The sequence below is a fragment of the Fictibacillus sp. FJAT-27399 genome (assembly GCF_001510655.1).
GTDB classification, from domain to species: Bacteria; Bacillota; Bacilli; order Bacillales; family Fictibacillaceae; genus Fictibacillus_C; species Fictibacillus_C marinisediminis.
In genome coordinates this window covers 23,940-42,794 of record NZ_LMVC01000004.1, presented here as the reverse complement: position 1 = coordinate 42,794, position 18,855 = coordinate 23,940, and the positions used below count along the sequence as shown (strand labels likewise).

At 45.4% G+C, this 18,855-nt stretch carries 18 protein-coding genes and 4 tRNA genes; 2 read left to right on the top strand and 20 right to left on the bottom strand.

Annotated features, from left to right (window positions below):
* Positions 1-31: 31 nt before the first annotated feature.
* The 16 genes from AR335_RS16840 to AR335_RS16765 all read right to left on the bottom strand — a co-directional run bounded on the left by AR335_RS16840 (position 32) and on the right by AR335_RS16765 (position 15,238).
* Positions 32-1,240 (bottom strand): S1C family serine protease, encoded by a 1,209-nt coding sequence (locus AR335_RS16840; RefSeq protein ID WP_062238090.1) that lies wholly within the window; start codon positions 1,238-1,240, stop codon positions 32-34.
* Positions 1,241-1,401: 161 nt separating this feature from the next.
* Positions 1,402-2,199: an MBL fold metallo-hydrolase gene (locus AR335_RS16835; RefSeq protein WP_053356340.1), complete on the bottom strand. Its 798-nt coding sequence runs from the start codon at positions 2,197-2,199 to the stop codon at positions 1,402-1,404.
* 13 nt (positions 2,200-2,212) lie between these two features.
* Complete coding sequence (locus AR335_RS16830) at positions 2,213-3,013, bottom strand: two-component system regulatory protein YycI (protein WP_062238088.1); 801 nt, start codon at positions 3,011-3,013, stop codon at positions 2,213-2,215.
* Complete coding sequence (locus tag AR335_RS16825; protein WP_062238086.1) at positions 3,013-4,407, bottom strand: YycH family regulatory protein; 1,395 nt, start codon at positions 4,405-4,407, stop codon at positions 3,013-3,015. Before AR335_RS16825 ends, AR335_RS16830 begins: the two co-directional genes overlap by 1 nt.
* Positions 4,408-4,410: 3 nt before the next feature.
* Positions 4,411-6,255: a cell wall metabolism sensor histidine kinase WalK gene (walK, locus tag AR335_RS16820; protein WP_062238085.1), complete on the bottom strand. Its 1,845-nt coding sequence runs from the start codon at positions 6,253-6,255 to the stop codon at positions 4,411-4,413.
* Positions 6,256-6,259: 4 nt separating this feature from the next.
* Positions 6,260-6,964 (bottom strand): response regulator YycF, encoded by a 705-nt coding sequence (gene yycF / locus AR335_RS16815; protein ID WP_053356336.1) that lies wholly within the window; start codon positions 6,962-6,964, stop codon positions 6,260-6,262.
* A gap of 246 nt (positions 6,965-7,210) precedes the next feature.
* Positions 7,211-7,792, bottom strand: a complete 582-nt coding sequence (locus AR335_RS16810; RefSeq protein ID WP_062238083.1) for a glycerol-3-phosphate acyltransferase — start codon at positions 7,790-7,792, stop codon at positions 7,211-7,213.
* A gap of 160 nt (positions 7,793-7,952) precedes the next feature.
* Positions 7,953-8,028 (bottom strand) — tRNA-Phe (locus AR335_RS16805).
* 161 nt (positions 8,029-8,189) lie between these two features.
* Positions 8,190-8,265: transfer RNA gene (locus tag AR335_RS16800), tRNA-Asp, on the bottom strand.
* 49 nt (positions 8,266-8,314) lie between these two features.
* Positions 8,315-8,389: transfer RNA gene (locus tag AR335_RS16795), tRNA-Glu, on the bottom strand.
* A 16-nt stretch (positions 8,390-8,405) separates the two neighbouring features.
* Positions 8,406-8,481: transfer RNA gene (locus AR335_RS16790), tRNA-Lys, on the bottom strand.
* 292 nt (positions 8,482-8,773) lie between these two features.
* On the bottom strand, positions 8,774-10,060 hold the full coding sequence (locus tag AR335_RS16785; RefSeq protein WP_062238081.1) for an adenylosuccinate synthase: 1,287 nt from the start codon (positions 10,058-10,060) through the stop codon (positions 8,774-8,776).
* 347 nt (positions 10,061-10,407) lie between these two features.
* Positions 10,408-11,772, bottom strand: coding sequence for a replicative DNA helicase (gene dnaB, locus AR335_RS16780; RefSeq protein WP_053356333.1), 1,365 nt, complete (start codon positions 11,770-11,772; stop codon positions 10,408-10,410).
* A gap of 96 nt (positions 11,773-11,868) precedes the next feature.
* Entirely contained in the window at positions 11,869-12,312 is a 444-nt protein-coding gene (gene rplI, locus AR335_RS16775; RefSeq protein WP_062238079.1) for a 50S ribosomal protein L9, read from the bottom strand.
* On the bottom strand, positions 12,309-14,282 hold the full coding sequence (locus AR335_RS16770) for a DHH family phosphoesterase (protein ID WP_062238076.1): 1,974 nt from the start codon (positions 14,280-14,282) through the stop codon (positions 12,309-12,311). Before AR335_RS16770 ends, rplI begins: the two co-directional genes overlap by 4 nt.
* Positions 14,283-14,299: 17 nt before the next feature.
* Positions 14,300-15,238: a YybS family protein gene (locus tag AR335_RS16765; RefSeq protein WP_053356330.1), complete on the bottom strand. Its 939-nt coding sequence runs from the start codon at positions 15,236-15,238 to the stop codon at positions 14,300-14,302.
* A gap of 208 nt (positions 15,239-15,446) precedes the next feature.
* Here AR335_RS16765 and AR335_RS16760 point away from each other — a divergent pair, with 208 nt between their 5' ends.
* Positions 15,447-15,890, top strand: a complete 444-nt coding sequence (locus tag AR335_RS16760) for a YtoQ family protein (protein ID WP_053356329.1) — start codon at positions 15,447-15,449, stop codon at positions 15,888-15,890.
* Positions 15,880-16,191: a hypothetical protein gene (locus tag AR335_RS16755; RefSeq protein ID WP_062238074.1), complete on the top strand. Its 312-nt coding sequence runs from the start codon at positions 15,880-15,882 to the stop codon at positions 16,189-16,191. The genes AR335_RS16760 and AR335_RS16755 overlap by 11 nt, the downstream gene beginning before the upstream one ends.
* 26 nt (positions 16,192-16,217) lie before the next feature.
* On the opposite strand, the gene rpsR is transcribed toward AR335_RS16755, so the two are convergent.
* The 4 genes from rpsR to ychF form a co-directional block, all read right to left on the bottom strand.
* Positions 16,218-16,451: a 30S ribosomal protein S18 gene (rpsR, locus tag AR335_RS16750; RefSeq protein ID WP_053356327.1), complete on the bottom strand. Its 234-nt coding sequence runs from the start codon at positions 16,449-16,451 to the stop codon at positions 16,218-16,220.
* A gap of 57 nt (positions 16,452-16,508) precedes the next feature.
* Complete coding sequence (gene ssb / locus AR335_RS16745; RefSeq protein WP_053356326.1) at positions 16,509-17,018, bottom strand: single-stranded DNA-binding protein; 510 nt, start codon at positions 17,016-17,018, stop codon at positions 16,509-16,511.
* A 25-nt stretch (positions 17,019-17,043) separates the two neighbouring features.
* Positions 17,044-17,331: a 30S ribosomal protein S6 gene (gene rpsF, locus AR335_RS16740; RefSeq protein ID WP_062238071.1), complete on the bottom strand. Its 288-nt coding sequence runs from the start codon at positions 17,329-17,331 to the stop codon at positions 17,044-17,046.
* 183 nt (positions 17,332-17,514) lie between these two features.
* Positions 17,515-18,612 carry a redox-regulated ATPase YchF gene (gene ychF, locus AR335_RS16735; protein ID WP_062238068.1) on the bottom strand — a complete coding sequence of 366 codons (1,098 nt, stop codon included), beginning with the start codon at positions 18,610-18,612 and terminating at the stop codon, positions 17,515-17,517.
* Between the last annotated feature and the right edge of the window lie 243 nt (positions 18,613-18,855).

Here is an 18,855-nt window from a genome sequence, read left to right as displayed (position 1 = left end):
AGATAAACAACCTGCTTTACAGCCCCTTCTCTTATGAAGACTTCTGAAGACCCAGTTTAATGGTCGTGGTTTTCTTTTTGCCTTTGCTGTAGTACGTAATTTTCATCTTATCGTCTACTTCTTTTTTCGTATACAGATATTTGCGAAGCTCCAGTGGAGAGCCGATTTTCTTGTCATCGAGTGCGACAATAACATCCATCTCTTTGATCCCCGCCCGGTCAGCTGGTGATAATGGATCAACATCCATAACCACGACACCTGATTTAACACTTGGCGGCAGCTTTAACGTCGTTTGACGGTGATAGCTGCTGACTTGTGATAATGGGATAGGGCCAACACCCAGGAATGGGCGTTTAACTTCGCCGTAACGCTCAAGGTCTGCGATAATCGGCTTAGCTGTATCAGAAGGGATGGCGAATCCAATTCCTTCTACTTCCTGCTGTGCAATTTTACTGGAGTTAATGCCGATAACCTGGCCGCCGATATTCAGAAGGGCGCCTCCGCTGTTACCAGGGTTGATCGCCGCATCCGTTTGGATAACTTCGGCTTGCCAGTCCGGATTGCCGTCCTCATCGCTGTCAACTGGCATGGTTCGGTCAGCACTGGAGACAACCCCCTCTGTTACAGAGCCTGGAAATGTTCCGAGCGGGTTACCGATTGCAATGGCAGGCTCACCCGGTTTCAGTGAGCTGGATGACCCAAATTGAGCCACTTTTTTCACCCTGCTGCCGTCGATTTCAACTACCGCCAGGTCCATCAGCGGGTCCGTACCGCGCAGTGTGCCCTTCAGCTTCGTGCCGTTACTTAGTGTAATCTCAAGGCGGCTGGCACCTTTTACGACGTGATTGTTTGTCACGATATAGGCTTTTCCACCTTCTTTTTTATAGATCACACCTGATCCTGAACCGGCAGCCTGCTGGCCTTGGTTCCAGAACTCACCTTGCTGGATGTTCAGCACTTCGACAACTGCATCCCGTGCCTTACTGACAGCATCAGTGACGTTGGTCGTGACGTTCACATTCACGTTTTTGTTGATCCCGTTTTGCTCATTAACGCCGGCATTATCTTCATTGCTTGAATAGTTATCAGGCAGAAGCCCCATGCCTCCAAGGGCAGGAATTGAAAATAATATGAGCAGGCCGCCTAATATAGCGCCTACAAGAGCGGCCAGCAAAAATCCGCCTCGGTTACCTTTTTGCTTTCTTGGACTAGATTCATAATCGTCATCATAATAGCCCATTCCCTGCTTCACCGTTCCTTTCAACAATAAAATGAATGCTGTAATGATTTTTTATTTATTATAAAAAATCAAATCCCTAACTTAAAAAATATGGGTTATTTTTCACACTTTTCCACATTTATTGTTATTTCCTTAAACGGTGTCCCTTAAACAGAGAGCAGTTAAACAAGCACCAAGTCAGTCGGCTGGGCTGCATCCGTATGATAAAGCTGCAGATCTTCACCGATCACAAACCCTTTGTTTTCAAGTGTCTGTTTTACAGCAAGGTGAGCAATATCTTTCATATTGTTGTCTTTACTCAGATGGGCGAGGTAGATTCGTTTCGTCTGGTCGCCAATCAGATCTGCAAGAGCAAACCCGCAGTCTTCATTGGAAATATGGCCGTGATCGCCAAGGATCCTTCGTTTGATGTTCCAAGGATAGCGCCCCATCATAAGCATGTTGATATCATGGTTCGATTCGATCACAAACGCATCGCTGTGCTTTGTGATTCCTTTCATCCGGTCACTGACATAGCCGGTATCCGTCATAAGCGTCAGCTTTTTTCCTTCATGATGGAACACATAAAACATCGGCTCGGCCGCATCATGGGAAACACCGAAGGACTCAACCTCCAGATCACCGAATGTGCGGACCGTTTCCATTTCGAAATCAAATTTCTGTTCCGTATCCACTTCACCGATCAGTCCGTTCATCGCTTTCCATGTTTTTGCGTTGGCATAGACCGGCAGTTTATACTTTCGTGCCAAAACGCCGAGTCCTTTTATATGATCGCTATGTTCATGGGTTACGAGAATTCCGTCCAGCTGATCCAGTTCACAGCAGCTTGCTTTTTCAAATAAGAGTTTCATCTGCTTTGCGCTAAGGCCGGCATCAACAAGCAGGCGCGCATTCCCCGTTTCCACGTAAATCGCGTTTCCGGTACTGCCGCTTGCCAGCACGCTGAATTGCAAACTCATTGTTCAATCCTCTCTATTGTTCTCTGTCAATCTCCTGAATGGAACTGTCTGTTGCGTTCACGAGAAAATGCGCATCCTCCGTTTCAATTGACCACGTTGGCGCATATACCTGCACATCCTCCACATTTGCCAGACTATAATAACCGAGAACAATCTTATTAATTTTGTCACCGCTTGAAAGATGCTGGGTATTAAACAAGCTACCTAATGCTTTCATAGGTGAAATAATTTCCTGCGGCGTACCCTGTCTGTACACAGAAATAAAAGTTTGTGTATAGCGGGTGAGATAGCCTTTTTCATTCCATTCGAACATCACCATTCCGCTCGGGCGGTTCGTATCATCATTCGTATCAAAGAAAAGTGGTTTTCCTTGATAGATTTGTGTAAACCAAATCTTATGGTTCTTCGTGTCTTTTTTATAGAATCGATATTCATCGCCCCGGTAGACGTCATCTTTCAGAAATTGAGAAACATCTTTGACAAGGTCGTTCTTATCCAGTTCCAGCGGCTTTTTTAAGTTAAAAATGAGCGTCGTATCTGTACTGCTGCTGTCCAGCTTACTCGTTTTTGATTTAATCTCGTTCGCTGAAAAAGGAGCCCGCTGACCGCTAATCAGGGTTTGATGGTCTTTATAGCTCTGCGGAAGACTATCTTTATAATCAATATTGTTGTCCGCCAGCCTTTTTTCAAGAGGCTGCTCAGACAGGTACTTGAGATTGCTCTTGTCCATTTTCTGCGAGAGCTGGTACCCGAGAAAGATATTCAGAATCAGGAACGTCAGAATAAAAATCGTCTTAGTTTTTTTCCAATCCATTAGAATTCTCCTCCAGGCCTTTGACTGTCACGGAATAATGGCTGCCAGTCATGGCTTGGTCCATAATTGACAAACCATTTCGGCTGGAGATTGTACACATTTTCCTGTCCTCTTGCATGCGTCATCTCATAGCCGACTGCCAGTTTGTTAACAAGGGACATGTCATAATCCTTAAGAGCAGCCTTAACTTCTGCTGCAGACTGAAGCTTCACTTTTTTCGGTTTGAATGAATATTCATTTTCGTCCATGACGAGCTCTACCAAGGAACGCTGATATTCATTCAATTCGTTGTTCGTCCAGCCGAGTTTCATTTCCATATCACTCTTGATCACTGGAATGCCTCTGACAAACAGCAGAAATTCGACTGAACCGCTTGTAGGGTCCAAATTGTAAAAATAATATGGATTTCCCCAGCCCGCATGGTTATTAATAAAATCAACACTGTTGAAGAGCGGGCTTCTCGTCTGCTGGGTCATATCTTCATCAGGGCCTTGTGTGAAATTAGTATATTTAATTCGATTCGTGTCGCGGTTCACGTCCAGTGCGGAGCTTTCATCAGTATAATATTCTCCGGTGTTGCCGCTCTTGACGTTGCCTGGATCACGGAACAGCGCGTTCTTGTAGCGGTCAATCGTATCACTATTAATGGAACGGGAGAGATAACTGTAGGAGTTAAGCTCAAAGCTTTGTTTTGGGAAATAGAAGCGTCTGGAAACTTCTGCCCCTTGGTCAGTATCGCGCTCCACATCATACGGCTCATATTCAAGCACACCGCTTTTCGCGTTATTGATAATGTTCTTCAAAGAATCAAACGGGAAGGTTGTGCTTGCAGTGATCATCTTCCTCTGTGTATAGGAGATGATGTGCGCCTCCACTTCATTTGTATCTTTTTTATAGAAAATGACACGGTCTGCAGATGGGATAGTAAACGTTCCGCCTGAGGATGTCAGGTTGAAGATCTGGCTGTAGATATCCGCTGTCATATCGGTCGGATAGATGACCTCGATGTACTCTTTATTCTTCAGCTTTTCATCAATGTTCGTTGAAGGCCGATTTCGGCTTTCATAAAACTTCGTGTTTTCAAGCATCTGGTTTACCCGCTCGATAAAATTATCATTGGCGGGCATTCCCCTGTATGAGTTCTTGTCATAATAGATGATCTGGCTAGGCCTGATGACATCCGTAATTTTTTTCGTATCTGTCACTTGTGCTTTTTTCAAAGTCCTTGTTTCTTCCAAATTGCTGTAGTTCGGCTTAAGCGTCCACAGACTCCATGTCATAATCAGGCTTAGCATGATCAAAAAGATCAGTAAGACCGACTTAATGACTTCAAAATTCCGATATACAGACTTTGCCACAGATTTAATAATGTTGTAAATTTTGCTCCACGTCATCTTTTACTCCCCCCTTACCTTTTTTAAAGGAAGGGTAAAATGTATAGTTGTTCCTTGGCCCCATTCACTTTCAGCCCAAATATCCCCGCCATGGGCAAGCACGATTTCTTTTGTGATCGCAAGTCCTAGACCTGTACCGCCTAAGTCCCTGGAGCGGGCACGGTCTACACGGAAAAAGCGGTCAAAGATTTTAGAGACATTGTTTTTCGGGATGCCGACACCCTGATCGGCCACGCTGACCTTAATCTTTCTGCCGTGAAGAGAAGCGGAAACGGAAATCGTTCCACCCTCCGGAGAATACTTGATCGCGTTGGAAATAATATTATCCACGACCTGCGTCATCTTGTCGGTATCGATCTGCACCATAATCGAGCGCTCAGGCAAATTCCTTACAAAATGGAGATGCTCATGCTGAAGCATTTCAAAGCGTTCAATAATGTCCTGCAGAAATTGAACAAGGTCCGTTTGAATAAAATTAAACCGGTAATCCTTGCTGTCCATTTTGGAGAGCTGCAGAAGATCGGTTACGAGACGGATCATCCGCTCGGTTTCGTTCTGCGTCACTTCCAAAAAGCGGGGTGCGATGTTTTCATCCTGCCATGCTCCTTCAGCAAGCGCCTCCAGGTAGCTTCTCATCGTCGTAAGCGGCGTACGGAGTTCATGGGAAACGTTGAATACGAACTCTCTTCGCTCATTCTCAATCTGCTCCTGCTCTGTCACATCATGCAGAACGGCGATCAATCCGTTTACCGGACCGCCTTCTTTTTGGATCACAGAGAAGTTCGCTCTAAGGACATAATGCACTTTATCTGTACTGAAATCGAGCAGCATGCTCTCATACTCGTTGTACAGCTCGTCCCACGTATACTGGTCATTGAGCCGAAGAAGCTCAAGCAGCGTGTTTCCTAGTGCATGCTGCCGGGAGATGTTCAGCATTTCTTCGGCACGGTCGTTCATTAGTATAATGCATCCGTCCCGGTCGGTGGCAATCACACCATCCGTCATATAAGTGAGGACAGAGCGCAGCTTCCTTCTCTCACTCTCAGTAATGGCGGTCGCTTCCTGTAGCTTTCTCGTCAGATCGTTGAATGTCATCGACAGCTGGCCGATCTCATCATCGCCATAAACCTGCACTTTTCGGGAAAAATCGCCCCTTGCCATAACAAGCGCCTGTTTACGCATATCCGCCATCGGCCTTGTGATTGTCCGGGCAAGAAAAATACCGAGTATCGCTGTTATTCCCAGGGCAATAACCGTACCGGTCGTCAAAATTTTATTAATATCACTGATTTGCTTGTACACACTCTCGATAGACGATTCGACATAAATCGCTCCGAGAATTTGTTTATTCTTGTCGACCTGCTTTTCTTTTCCGGCAATGATCGGTTTCGCCCAGACAATGACCCGCTGTTTTGAGTCGGGGTCATACATTTCGGTCTGAGCCTCCGTGCCGTTAAGAGCGAGCTTAATTTTACTGTTCGTGCTGACCTGGCCGATCAGATTCCGTTTATCACTGCCAAGAACGACACCGTCTTTGTTAAGGACCTGAACTTCCTTGATGTTCTGATCCTTCGTTTCGTTAATAAGCTGTGCAATGTCATCTCTCAGCGTACTGTTCTTGTCCTCTGTTGCTTCTTTCATCTGCTGGGCATCCAGGATCTTCTGCTCCGCATTAAACTCGAAGAAGTCCAAATTATTCTTCAGTGCGTTGTCATAGTTATTCCGAAGATTAGCTTCCAGGTTATTGATGAAATACACACTGATGACCTGCATGGCGATTAAAATGAGCAAAACATAGATCAATACAAATTTAACGTGTATTGATCTGAAAAAGCCTACCTTATCCATTTGTCTACTCCTGGTCAGGATTTCGTAAATAGTAGCCCACTCCGCGTCTGGTAATGATCCAGAGAGGATGGCTTGGGTTGTCTTCCACTTTCTCGCGAAGACGGCGGACAGTCACATCTACTGTACGGACGTCGCCAAAATAATCATAGCCCCATACGGTCTGCAGCAAATGCTCACGTGTCATCACCTGGCCGATATGCTTGGCCAAATAATACAGAAGTTCAAACTCCCGATGGGTGAGTTCAATCGACTCACCGCGTTTCGTTACGAGATAAGCATCTGGATGGATGGTTAAAGAGCCGATCACGATTTCGTTGTTCTCATCAACTTCACGTTCTGTTTCTTGTTGATGGCGGCGCAGATTTGCTTTAACGCGTGCGATCAGTTCCCGTGTACTGAAAGGCTTCGTGACATAATCATCGGCACCAAGCTCAAGGCCAAGGACCTTATCAATCTCTGAGTCTTTGGCTGTAAGCATAATAATCGGGGTATCGTATTTTTTCCGGACCTCACGGCATACTTCCATTCCATCTTTCATTGGAAGCATGATGTCCAAAAGAATCATGTCCGGTTTCTCGTTTTCTATTTTTTCAATTGCCGATACACCGTCATATGCGCACGTTACCTGGAACCCTTCTTTCTCCAGATTGAACTGTAAAATATCCGCAATCGGCCTCTCATCATCTACTACAAGAATCTTTTTGTCCATCCGGTAGTCGCTCCTTTTTGGAAACCGTAATTTCAAGTCTCTTTTATATAAATTGGTTGAATGAAATAGTTTGTCTATCCTTTATTTTACCACAATATCTAAATTCTCCATAACGTCAGTCTTCTCGCTCTGTAAGAAAAGCGGAAGCAACCTGTTTAGGTCCGACAGGCGCTGAATCTGGACATTACTTCTATGTAAGCTTCTTTAAATCATAAAAATAATCCTCCTTTTTAAAAAGAGGATCATTCATGATTTCCCCGTAAAGCGGAGCGCTAAATCATCTTTTTGCACATACACGACAAGCACAGAGATCAACAGGAGCAGAAGGGCAACCCTCAGCATCTGATAAAAGGCATAATGCAGAATCGGCACCGCCAGAAACGCAATGAGCCCCGCTACGGTCAAACTTCTCCTGATGGCAAAAAGGAGGAGGAACAGTACAGCTGCCGCCGCCGTGATTTTCCAATCAAAAACAAGAATTCCGCCAATAAAGGATGCTACTCCTTTGCCGCCATGAAACTTAAGCGCAACAGGCCATAGATGGCCCGCTATGACCATGAAGAAAGCGGCCAGCTGCAGGGTCGGAGGGAGGCCAAAATAGGATTTTGCCAGCTGAACAGCCAGAGCTGCCTTGAGCAGGTCTCCTGCAAGCGTCAGAATAAATCCCCAAGGCCCGATTACGCGGCCGGCATTTCGAGCCCCAATATTTCCTGTTCCCTCAGTTCTGAGATCGACTCCCTTTAACCATTTAGCAACAAGATACCCTGTCATAATGTTTCCGATAAAATAACACGCGATCAAATAGAGAACCAGCTGAATCGTGCCCATATATCTGTCTTCCTTCCAACGGCTATTCTTCCTTTGTTCTTACTATATGGGCACCGCCCGCTATTGGTGTAAAAATCAAAGAGTGTATTAAAAAGGCATGCAGAATGGTAGCTGCATGCCTTTTGTCATAATCGATCAGGTATAGTAATTGTAAGTAAAATGGTGGCTCGAGACGGAATCGAACCGCCGACACGAGGATTTTCAGTCCTCTGCTCTACCGACTGAGCTATCGAGCCAAGATTTAGTAATTTCTGTCCGTCGGTCCCTGTCTCTTCCTCTGCATGTGAATCTGACGATGGGTATCCGTCGAGACAACTCGCTGCTTAATCACATTGTGTTGCTCGTGACTGAGCTATCAAGCCAACATTTAGTAGTTCTGTAAAAATTAAGAAAAAAATGGCGGACCCGACCGGGGTCGAACCGGCGATCTCCTGCGTGACAGGCAGGCATGTTAACCACTACACCACGAGTCCAAAAAATGAAATTAATAACTGGGGTTTTTTCATTGTCATGAAAATAACTTGGTGACCCGTACGGGATTCGAACCCGTGTTACCGCCGTGAAAGGGCGGTGTCTTAACCGCTTGACCAACGGGCCACTCTATAAGAAAAAATGGTGAGCCATGAAGGACTCGAACCTTCGACCCTCTGATTAAAAGTCAGATGCTCTACCAACTGAGCTAATGGCTCTTACTGTAAAAGTCGTTTTAACACGACAAGAGTTATCATATCATCATTTTCTCTTTTTTGGCAAGCAGTTTTTTAAAAAAATTGTAGAATTAAGTATTTTCTTCGTTTAGAAGGTTAATTCAGTGCGAAAATTCAGTGTCCACTGCCCGCATTCCTCCTTTACTAGCCAAAACTCATGATTTACTGGCCAAACTGGGATTATGGTCAACTAGCGGCACCCCATGAACCAGATTTTCCTCAAAACAAAAACCGGCCCCACATACAGGGCCGGTTCACCAATTTTCTAATGATATTAAACAAACACACCGCGGACCATGTTCGTTTGGTTACGGTCAGGTCCTACAGAGAAGATCGTTAGCGGAATACCAGTCAGCTGTGATACGCGTTCTACATAGTGACGAGCGTTTTCCGGAAGCTCACTCAACGTTTTAGCTCCAGTGATGTCTTCTGTCCAGCCTGGAAGCTCTTCATAGACAGGCTCACATTCGCCTAGAATTTTAAGGCTTGCAGGGAATTCATTGATGACTTCACCTTTATGCTTGTAAGCGACACAGATTTTCAAAGTCTCAATTCCTGTAAGCACGTCGATGGAGTTCAGGGAAAGGTCGGTCAAACCGCTCACACGGCGTGCATGGCGGACAACCACTGAATCAAACCAGCCGACACGGCGCGGACGCCCTGTTGTCGTTCCATACTCACGCCCAACTTCACGAATTTGGTTTCCGATCTCATTGTTCAGCTCAGTTGGGAACGGGCCGTCACCAACACGCGTCGTATACGATTTGCAAACACCGACAACATGGTGGATTTTAGATGGTCCGACACCAGAACCGATTGTTACTCCCCCTGCGATTGGGTTGGATGAGGTAACGAACGGATAAGTACCTTGGTCGATATCAAGCATGACACCTTGTGCACCTTCAAAAAGAACACGGCGTCCTTCATCAAGCGCATCATTAAGTACAACAGAAGTATCGCATACATACTTTGCAAACTGCTGGCCATATGCGTAATATTCATCAAGGATTTCTTCTTTCGTGAATCCTTCTGATTCGTAGATTTTTTCAAACAGGCGATTCTTTTCAGCCAGGTTTCTTTCAAGCTTCTCTTCGAAAACTTCTTTGTCCAAAAGGTCTGCAATACGGATACCGATTCGTGCCGCTTTGTCCATGTATGCAGGTCCGATCCCTTTTTTCGTTGTTCCGATTTTGTTGGCTCCCTTGCTTTCCTCATCCAGGACATCAAGGCGAAGATGGTAAGGAAGGATGACATGCGCACGGTTTGAAATTCTTAGGTTTTCTGTGTGAACTCCCAGATCGTGCAAATACTTAAGCTCTTCAACAAGCGCCTTCGGATCGATAACCATACCGTTTCCAATGACACAGACTTTATCGCTATAAAAAATTCCGGATGGTATTAAATGCAGTTTGTACTTCTTTCCATTGAACACGATAGTATGTCCAGCATTGTTACCACCCTGATAACGGGCTACTACTTCTGCTTTTTCAGAAAGATAATCGGTAATTTTCCCTTTACCTTCATCTCCCCATTGTGTTCCGACAACGACTACGGATGACATTTCGCCAGCACCTCCAAGTAAACTTAAAACTCTGTTATAAATACACCATTATTTCTAGTAAATTAAAAAACCATGCTTAGTTTATCAATTATCAGGGTGAAAGTCAACAAAACACGAACATTATAAAATATTTACAGTTTTTCCGTTCGTGTTTGTGTGGGTGGGTGGAGGAGCGTAAAGGGCTTTGTCCTTTACGGCTCCTCAGCGCTGATGACTTGCTTTAGTGGGCCTCTCTCAGCGTCAGTACGACTTGCTTTTGATGTGCTCCTCTCAGCATCAGTATGACTTCTTGTCACTCATAAAAAACAGGCATCCTCATATTTGAGAATGCCTGTTTTTGATCTATTTTATGCGCCGGATGGCATACTGCTTTCGTCATGCCTCCGGTCGAGGTTCACAAATTTGTTGTATTCTTTGACGAAGGCGAGTTCGACGGTGCCGGTTGGGCCGTTACGCTGCTTGGCGATGATGATTTCGATAATGTTTTTGCTTTCTGACTCTTTGTCATAGTAATCATCACGGTATAGGAACGCTACGATATCGGCATCCTGCTCGATACTTCCTGATTCACGGATATCAGACATCATCGGGCGTTTATCCTGGCGGGATTCTACGCCACGGGAAAGCTGGGAGAGCGCGATGACAGGTACCTGAAGTTCACGGGCAAGTGCCTTCAGGGAACGTGAGATTTCAGAAACCTCCTGCTGCCTGTTTTCGCCCGCTCTGCCGTTTCCCTGGATGAGCTGCAAATAGTCAATCAGGATCATGCCAAGGCCTTTTTCCTGTTTGAGACGGCGGCATTTGGAACGGATATCTCCAATTCGTACACCTGGTGTGTCATCGATAAAGATGCCTGCTGCCGAGAGGCTTCCCATCGCCATCGTTAATTTCTGCCAGTCTTCCGGGACAAGGGAACCGGTACGGAGACGCTGTGCATCGATATTTCCTTCCGCACAAAGCATACGCATGACGAGCTGCTCGGCACCCATCTCCAGACTGAAGATCGCCACATTTTCTTCTGTTTTGGTGGCCACGTTCTGCGCGATATTCAGAGCGAAGGCCGTTTTACCTACGGAAGGACGGGCTGCGACGATGATCAGATCATTTCGCTGAAAACCTGCAGTCATGCGGTCCAAGTCAGCAAATCCGGTCGGGATCCCGGTAATGTCACCTTTACGGTTATGAAGCTGTTCAATATTGTCATAGGCCGCGACAAGCACGTCTTTGATGGAGATAAAGGCTCCCCCGTTTTTACGGTTGGCCACTTCCAGGATCGACTTTTCCGCCTCATTCAGGACAGCTTCTACTTCTTCTTCACGGGCGTAGCCGTTTGCTGCAATTTCCGAGGCTGCACGAATAAGCCTGCGGAGCAGGGATTTTTCTTCGACAATCTTACTGTAGTAATCAATATTGGCCGCGGTCGGTGAACTGTTTGCCAGGTCACTTAAATAGGAGACGCCGCCGATTTCGTCGAGCAGCTTCCGGTCAGCAAGATCGGAGGTGACCGTAATAAGGTCGACGGGCTCCCCTTTCTCTGACAGATCAAGCATCACCTGATAGATACGCTGATGTGAGGCGCGGTAAAAGTCCTCTGGGATCAAAATCTCTGAAGCGGTAACCAATGCTTCGGGCTCCAGAAAAACAGCTCCCAGGACCGCCTGTTCGGCCTCTATATTCTGTGGTGGAATGCGATCAACAAAAAGATCACTCATAATACTTCCTCCTGAAAAGATAACCTGCTGCAATCAGCAGGGAATATCCTGTTTACAGCAGATGAGACCGGTTGAACCCGGTCCCAGTCATTCTGCTTATTCTTCAACTACATGTACTTTGATCGTACCAGTTACTTCAGGGTGAAGCTTAACGGGTACATCTGTATATCCTAAAGATCGGATCGGATTTGTCAGATCGATTTTTCGTTTATCGATGGTAATGTTCATTTTCTTTAGGCCATCTGCAATTTGTTTGCTTGTGACGGATCCGAAGACACGGCCGCCCTCTCCTGACTTGGTTTTGATTTCAACCGTCATTTCATCAAGCTTTTCTTTTAACTGCTTGGCTTCTTCCAGGACGGCTGCCGCTTTTTTCTCTTCGCTTTTCTTTTGGCCTTCTACGACGGAGAGAGCTCCTTTTGTCGCTTCAGTTGCAAGGTTGTTGGGCAATAAATAGTTTCGTGCATAGCCCTCGGAAACGTTTTTTATTTCCCCTTTTTTTCCTTTACCTTTAACATCTTTAAGAAAAACTACTTTCATTCTTCTTCTCCCCCTTCAAAATACTCGTCGATAATAGCTTTAAGTTTTTTCTCGGCGCCATCCAATGTTTCGTTCTCAAGCTGGCAGGCTGCATTGGTTAAGTGTCCGCCGCCTCCCAAGCCTTCCATTATCATCTGCACGTTTACATCCCCCAGAGAACGGCCGCTTATGCTGATCTTTTGATCATGTCTTTTGGCAATAACGAAGGATGCGCTCACATCGTTCATGGAAAGCAGGATATCCGCAGCCTGTGCAATAAGCACCTGGCCGCATTCTTCGCTTGGCTCTGCTTTGGATATGACAATTCCATTTTTATAGGCTACAGCATTTTCAATCAGTTTTGAACGTTTGTTATAGGTTTCCAAATCTTCTTTTAGGAACTTCTGGACGAGTATGGTATCTGCTCCATGGGCCCTTAAGTAGGAGGCCGCATCAAACGTCCGTGAACCAGTGCGCAGTGTAAAGCTTTTCGTATCCACGATAATCCCCGCGAGCAGGGCAGTGGCTTCAAGCATACGCATTTTAAGCCGTTTAGGCTGATATTCCAGAAGCTCGGTCACCAGCTCTGCTGTAGAGGATGCATAAGGCTCCATATAGACGAGAACAGGATCTGCGATAAATTCCTCTCCGCGCCGGTGATGATCAATCACAACGACATGATCGAGCTTGGAAAGAAGACGCTCTTCCATGACCATCGATGGTTTGTGGGTATCCACGACAACCAGCAGCGTGCCGGCTGTTGAGATCTCAAGCGCTTCTTCCGGTGTGATGAAATGTTTCCAAAGTGAGTCTGTACCTTTGATCTCATTCATCAACCGCTGGACACCAGTATCAAGATCAGATGTATCGAGCACGATATAACCATCTTTACCGTTGACCTGAGCCACTTTCAATATTCCCATCGCCGATCCCATAGAATCCATGTCAGGGCTTTTGTGGCCCATGATGATTACTTTGTCGCTGTCGAGAACAAGCTCGCTCAAGGCGTGAGATATCACACGTGCACGCACTCTCGTTCTTTTTTCCACAGGATTGGTCTTTCCGCCATAGAAACGGACTTTTCCATTCTGCTGTTTAATCGCCACCTGGTCTCCTCCGCGTCCCAGTGCCAGATCAAGACTCGATTGCGCCAGCTGTCCCAGCTCGGGCAATGCAGACGGTCCTGAGGCAACACCAACACTCAAGGTAAGAGGAACGTTTTCCTTTGTGGTCGAATCCCTTACTTCATCCAGGACGGAAAAGCGGTTTTTTTCAAGCTCACTTAAGATCCGCTGGTTGAAAACGGCCAAAAAGCGCTCTGAAGACGTGCGTTTTAAGAAGATTCCATGGTCATTGGCCCACTTGTTCAAAATGGAGGTGACCTTGGAGTTAATGCTGGAACGGAACTGGTCGTCAAGTCCTTGTGTTACCTCTTCATAGTTATCAAGGTAGATGATCCCGATGCATGTCTGTTCTTCTTCATACATCCGCTCAACTTCAATTTGCTCTGTAACATCAAAGAAATAGAGGAGCCGTTCCTCTTTTTTGAAATGGACTACAAACTTCCTTGATTTTAAGATTACGATTTCTTCAAGCGCATCACTTTTTATAAACGGCACTAAATCTTCGGAAATAAGATTAAGCGAGTGGCCGATAAAAGCCTCTTCTTCAACCCATGCCCCCATAAAAGGATTCGCCCATTCAATTTTATAATCTTCGTCATACAGAATGATTCCGATCGGCATTTCCATCAGAGCTTCTTCTCCGACCTTTTTGATGCGATGGGAGAGGGTGGAGATATAATCGCCCAACTCTTCCTGGAAAGAATTTTCGGCCCGCATTACGAAATAGAAGAGCAAGCCTAATAAAAGAAAACCAACTGCTCCAATTATCCATTGATAGTACGTAATGATGCTTACAAAAAGGACCGATATGACGAACAAGGCTATCACGGGATAACCATGCCACCGTTTTAATAAAAACTTAGGCATACTTTCAGCTCCTACTATCAGGTATTTATCCGTTTCTTTAATTCGAACCCTAAGTCAATTATACCTAAGAATTTAACGACTTCCATAAGAATTGGCAGAAAGGAGGAAGTAAATATTACTAGAACAGCTAGAAAAACGGGAAGGGCTTTGGGCCATTGCTTTTTCTTGGCATAACTAAAGATAACGGTAAGCCCTTGTACAACAAGTACGAGGGACAAAATAATATATAGATTAATCGTAAGAATGTAGAGTCCAGACCCATGTTCAGGCCTTGTTAAGGTCAAGACAAGGGCTAAAATATAATACCACAAAAATGATTTTGGAAACGACCACTCCCGGAACGGCGGAAACGTCCTGTATTCCATCCTCATTCTTTTTAATACAAGTGAAGCCAGCCACTGCGTCAATAATGTAGAGAGCACGGCTCCTATAATAATAGAGATCGGCAGCATATACGGAATCATAGCCACCTGTTCACGCAAAAGGTCAAGCCGCGCCGTTTCGGGGCCGCCATCTTTATAGAACTGTGCGGCTTGATCAATAATATCGTTAAATCGCCCCTGGGTTACTTTTACGAGATTAAAATGCAATAAATACTTAGCAAAGACAAGCAGCAAAAGCAGATTGAATATGCCGGCAAGGCTTCCGCCGAGCAGTACACCAAAGGCCGATTTTTTTCGCTTGTACAGTTCACCCATCACAATACCGGCAAAGCCTGAAGGAAATGCGTAGATGATGCCGCCGGCTCCCCCTATCACTCCGGATAACACAAGAGTAACTGCCCAGACGAGCAGCCCTGGTTTCCAGCCGTGTTTGAAAACAAACAGGATAATGGGCAAAGGCAGCAAAAAGAAAGTAAATGCACCGATCAGCGGCAGATTTAGACTGATAATCATTAAAATAATGTAGACGCCGGCCATAACCGCTCCGTCTACGATTGTTGATGTTTTACGCATGGTTCACCTCTGGCTTTATTGCCTACGGTCTTTATTGTAGTAAATTATTTGCTGTAAATCCAATTATATTAATTAGCTTAACCCCATCGTGCCAAATAAAACATACACAACAGTATCTACCTTATCATGATGGCCGTTATAATGGAACCAGACAAACCGTTTACAGGCGGGCTGAATGCGGTATTCTAGATTTAGAGGAGGAGATAGCATGGAACTAACAGTTTACTTGGCAGGTCAGATTCACGATGATTGGCGGGAACAGATCAAATCTCAGGCAAAAGAAATGAACCTTCCATTAACCTTTGTTGGCCCGATGGAAGACCATGAACGGTCCGACAACATCGGAGAAGAGATCCTCGGCAAACAGCCGAACGCCATCTTTAAAGACGAAGCTGCATCAAGCATCAATAACCTGCGTACCGATATCTTGATCAACAAGGCGGATGTAGTGGTCGCTCTCTTCGGAGAAAAATACAAACAATGGAACACTGCCATGGATGCCGCCAGAGCAGCCTCGCTCCATAAGCCGCTCATTTTGATCAGGCCTGAAGCCCTTCACCATCCTTTAAAAGAACTGTCCAGCAAAGCCAGCCTTGTGGTGGAAACCCCTCAGCAGGCGATGCAGGCACTTTCCTACATCTTTGAAAGCTGACAGCAGTAATAAAAAAGCGGCTGACAATAAGCCGTTATCTTTGAAACAGGCTGTCTATCTGGAAGCAGTTGATTTCCGTTTCAGGATGCTCGCTTTCCGCGGGGCGTGCGGTAAGCCCCACGGCACAAGCGCCTACCTGGTCTTACCAGCAACGCCACCCCCGCAGGAGTCTCGCACCTTCCACTACAATCAACTTGTCACTGAAGATTCAACAAAAGGAGCTTCCAGAAGGTCAGTTTATGACTTTCCGGACAGCTCCTTTTGTTGTTTTTGTGAAACCAAAAAGCACAGCAAAGAGTAATCTTTACCGTGCTTCAAGACTGAATACTATTCAGTTACGTATGGTAATAGCGCCATGAAACGAGCACGTTTGATAGCACGAGTCAATTGACGTTGGTATTTAGCAGATGTTCCTGTCACACGACGAGGAAGAATCTTTCCGCGTTCTGATACGAAACGTTTAAGAAGATCTACATCTTTGTAGTCGATGTAAGTGATTTTGTTTACAGTGAAGAAACAAACCTTACGACGCTTTTGGCGTCCACCGCGACGTCCAGCCATGAGTATTTCCCTCCTTCTTGTTGAATTTTATATTTATTCGATCACATATGTGTTGTCTTAGAATGGCAAATCGTCATCAGAGATGTCGATTGGAGTGCCATCATTGGCAAATGGATCATCATTAAAGTTATTGCGCTTTTGGCTCTGCTGCTGTTGCTGCTGGCCATAACCGCGGTCACCTGATGGTCCGCCAAAGTTGTTCCCGCCCTGGCTTTGGTATTGCTGCTGTCCTCCGCCGGCGTTCGCATTCTTCGGCTCCAAGAATTGAACACTTTCTGCCATGACTTCGGTCACGTAAACACGCTGACCTTGGTTGTTATCATAAGAGCGTGTCTGAACGCGCCCGTCTACTCCGGCAAGTGACCCCTTTTTAAGGAAGTTAGCCACATTCTCAGCCGGCTTGCGCCAGATTACACAGTTGATGAAATCTGCTTCGCGTTCACCTTGCTGATTCGTAAATGCTCGATTTACTGCCAGTGTAAAGTTAGCAACAGCCACACCGTTTGGAGTATAGCGTAATTCCGGGTCCTTCGTTAAACGTCCAACAAGGATTACACGATTTAGCATAAGAACCTCTCCTCAAAGTTAAAAATTATCTCGCGTCTGCAATTGTCATGAAACGAAGAACATCTTCGTTGATCTTCATAAGACGGTCGAATTCATTGATCGCTTCAACAGGAGCATTTACGCTTAAAAGCGTGTAATAGCCATCACGATGGTCGTTGATTTCATAGGCTAGACGCTTTTTACCCATTTCTTTCTCGTTAGCGATTTCCGCACCATTATCAGTAAGGATAGTCTTCGCTCTTTCTTTAACAGATGTAAGAGCATCCTCTTCAAGATTTGGACGGACGATGTACATGATTTCGTACTTTTTCATTCCGGTCACCTCCTTTTGGTCTAAACGGCCCAACAATAGGGCAAGGAGTAAACTATCAACATTTCAATAAAAATCGATAATTACTCACAATAAAGAATTATAGCAAAAACTCTAGCGAAACACAAGACATGAATAAAAAAAGGAAAAAGCATTCAGCTTTTTCCCGGATTCTATCTTTATCTATTAAACATTAAAGCGGAAGTGAACGACATCTCCGTCTTTCATTTCGTATTCTTTACCTTCCAGCCTTACTTTTCCTTTTTCCTTCGCTGCTGCCATGTTTCCAGCAGCCGTCAGATCATCATATGCTACAACTTCAGCACGGATGAACCCGCGTTCAAAGTCTGTATGGATGATCCCGGCACATTGCGGAGCTTTCATGCCTTTTCGGAATGTCCATGCACGGACCTCTTGAACTCCGGCTGTAAAATACGTAGCCAGGCCAAGCAATGAGTATGAAGCACGAATCAATTGATCAAGACCCGCTTCCTTGATGCCCAGCTCTTCCAAAAATGCTTTTTTCTCGTCGCCGTCAAGCTCTGCGATCTCTTCTTCGATCTTTGCACAGATAACGATAACCTCAGCATGTTCACGGGTAGCATATTCTCTTACCTTCTCAACATGCTCGTTTCCGCCTTCCAGCAAGTCTTCTTCACTTACATTCGCAGCATAAAGAATCGGTTTCATGGTCAGCAGATGCAGTCCATAAACGATTTTCTTTTCTTCCGGCGTAAGTTCGACGCTTCTTGCAGGCAATTCATTTAAAAGCGCATCCTTAATTTTTACAAGAACACTGAATTCAGCAACGGCTTCTTTGTCCTTTGACTTGGCCAGTTTCTCAACACGGACAATCCGCTTATCCACCGTCTCCATGTCTGCAAAAATCAATTCCAGATTGATGACTTCAATATCATCGATCGGATCGACTTTTCCGGAAACGTGAGTGATGTTTTCGTCTTCAAAACAGCGGACAACTTGAAGAATAGCGTCCACCTGGCGGATATGTGACAAGAACTTGTTTCCAAGTCCCTCACCTTTGCTCGCGCCTTTTACGATTCCGGCGATATCTGTAAATTCAAAGGCTGTCGGCACTACTTTTTTAGGCTGGACCATCTCGGTCAGCTTGTGCAGACGGTCATCCGGCACCTCAACAATTCCTACGTTCGGGTCAATCGTACAAAACGGATAGTTGGCTGATTCAGCCCCGGCTTGCGTGATGGCATTAAAAAGCGTCGATTTCCCTACATTGGGAAGACCGACAATCCCAGTTGTTAAAGCCATATATTCCACTCCTCATTGATCTCATCAATTTGATTATATATTTTGTCGTTCCATACTTGTTTGCACATCTTTCATAATTATAGGGTGTCAGCAGATAAAAAACAAGTTGAACCCGCCAAAGTAAGAAGAGCGGCAAGCCCACTGATAATTTCCAGCAAGAACTGGAGCTGGTAATCACAAAAAAAACAGAACCGGAATTGCCGGTTCTGTTACTGATGTTTCACGTGGAACGCTGTGTCTGTC

Bases quoted from the DNA above. Each gene is read 5' to 3' on its own strand.
- rpsR (WP_053356327.1), bottom strand. From the start codon at position 16,451: ATGGCTGGACGTCGCGGTGGACGCCAAAAGCGTCGTAAGGTTTGTTTC.
- AR335_RS16835 (WP_053356340.1), bottom strand. From the start codon at position 2,199: ATGAGTTTGCAATTCAGCGTGCTGGCAAGCGGCAGTACCGGAAACGCG.
- rpsF (WP_062238071.1), bottom strand. From the start codon at position 17,331: ATGAAAAAGTACGAAATCATGTACATCGTCCGTCCAAATCTTGAAGAG.
- AR335_RS16840 (WP_062238090.1), bottom strand. From the start codon at position 1,240: ATGGGCTATTATGATGACGATTATGAATCTAGTCCAAGAAAGCAAAAA.
- AR335_RS16770 (WP_062238076.1), bottom strand. From the start codon at position 14,282: ATGCCTAAGTTTTTATTAAAACGGTGGCATGGTTATCCCGTGATAGCC.
- yycF (WP_053356336.1), bottom strand. From the start codon at position 6,964: ATGGACAAAAAGATTCTTGTAGTAGATGATGAGAGGCCGATTGCGGAT.
- ssb (WP_053356326.1), bottom strand. From the start codon at position 17,018: ATGCTAAATCGTGTAATCCTTGTTGGACGTTTAACGAAGGACCCGGAA.
- AR335_RS16760 (WP_053356329.1), top strand. From the start codon at position 15,447: ATGGAACTAACAGTTTACTTGGCAGGTCAGATTCACGATGATTGGCGG.
- AR335_RS16765 (WP_053356330.1), bottom strand. From the start codon at position 15,238: ATGCGTAAAACATCAACAATCGTAGACGGAGCGGTTATGGCCGGCGTC.
- rplI (WP_062238079.1), bottom strand. From the start codon at position 12,312: ATGAAAGTAGTTTTTCTTAAAGATGTTAAAGGTAAAGGAAAAAAAGGG.
- AR335_RS16830 (WP_062238088.1), bottom strand. From the start codon at position 3,013: ATGGATTGGAAAAAAACTAAGACGATTTTTATTCTGACGTTCCTGATT.
- AR335_RS16810 (WP_062238083.1), bottom strand. From the start codon at position 7,792: ATGGGCACGATTCAGCTGGTTCTCTATTTGATCGCGTGTTATTTTATC.
- ychF (WP_062238068.1), bottom strand. From the start codon at position 18,612: ATGGCTTTAACAACTGGGATTGTCGGTCTTCCCAATGTAGGGAAATCG.
- dnaB (WP_053356333.1), bottom strand. From the start codon at position 11,772: ATGAGTGATCTTTTTGTTGATCGCATTCCACCACAGAATATAGAGGCC.
- AR335_RS16825 (WP_062238086.1), bottom strand. From the start codon at position 4,407: ATGACGTGGAGCAAAATTTACAACATTATTAAATCTGTGGCAAAGTCT.
- walK (WP_062238085.1), bottom strand. From the start codon at position 6,255: ATGGATAAGGTAGGCTTTTTCAGATCAATACACGTTAAATTTGTATTG.
- AR335_RS16785 (WP_062238081.1), bottom strand. From the start codon at position 10,060: ATGTCATCCGTAGTCGTTGTCGGAACACAATGGGGAGATGAAGGTAAA.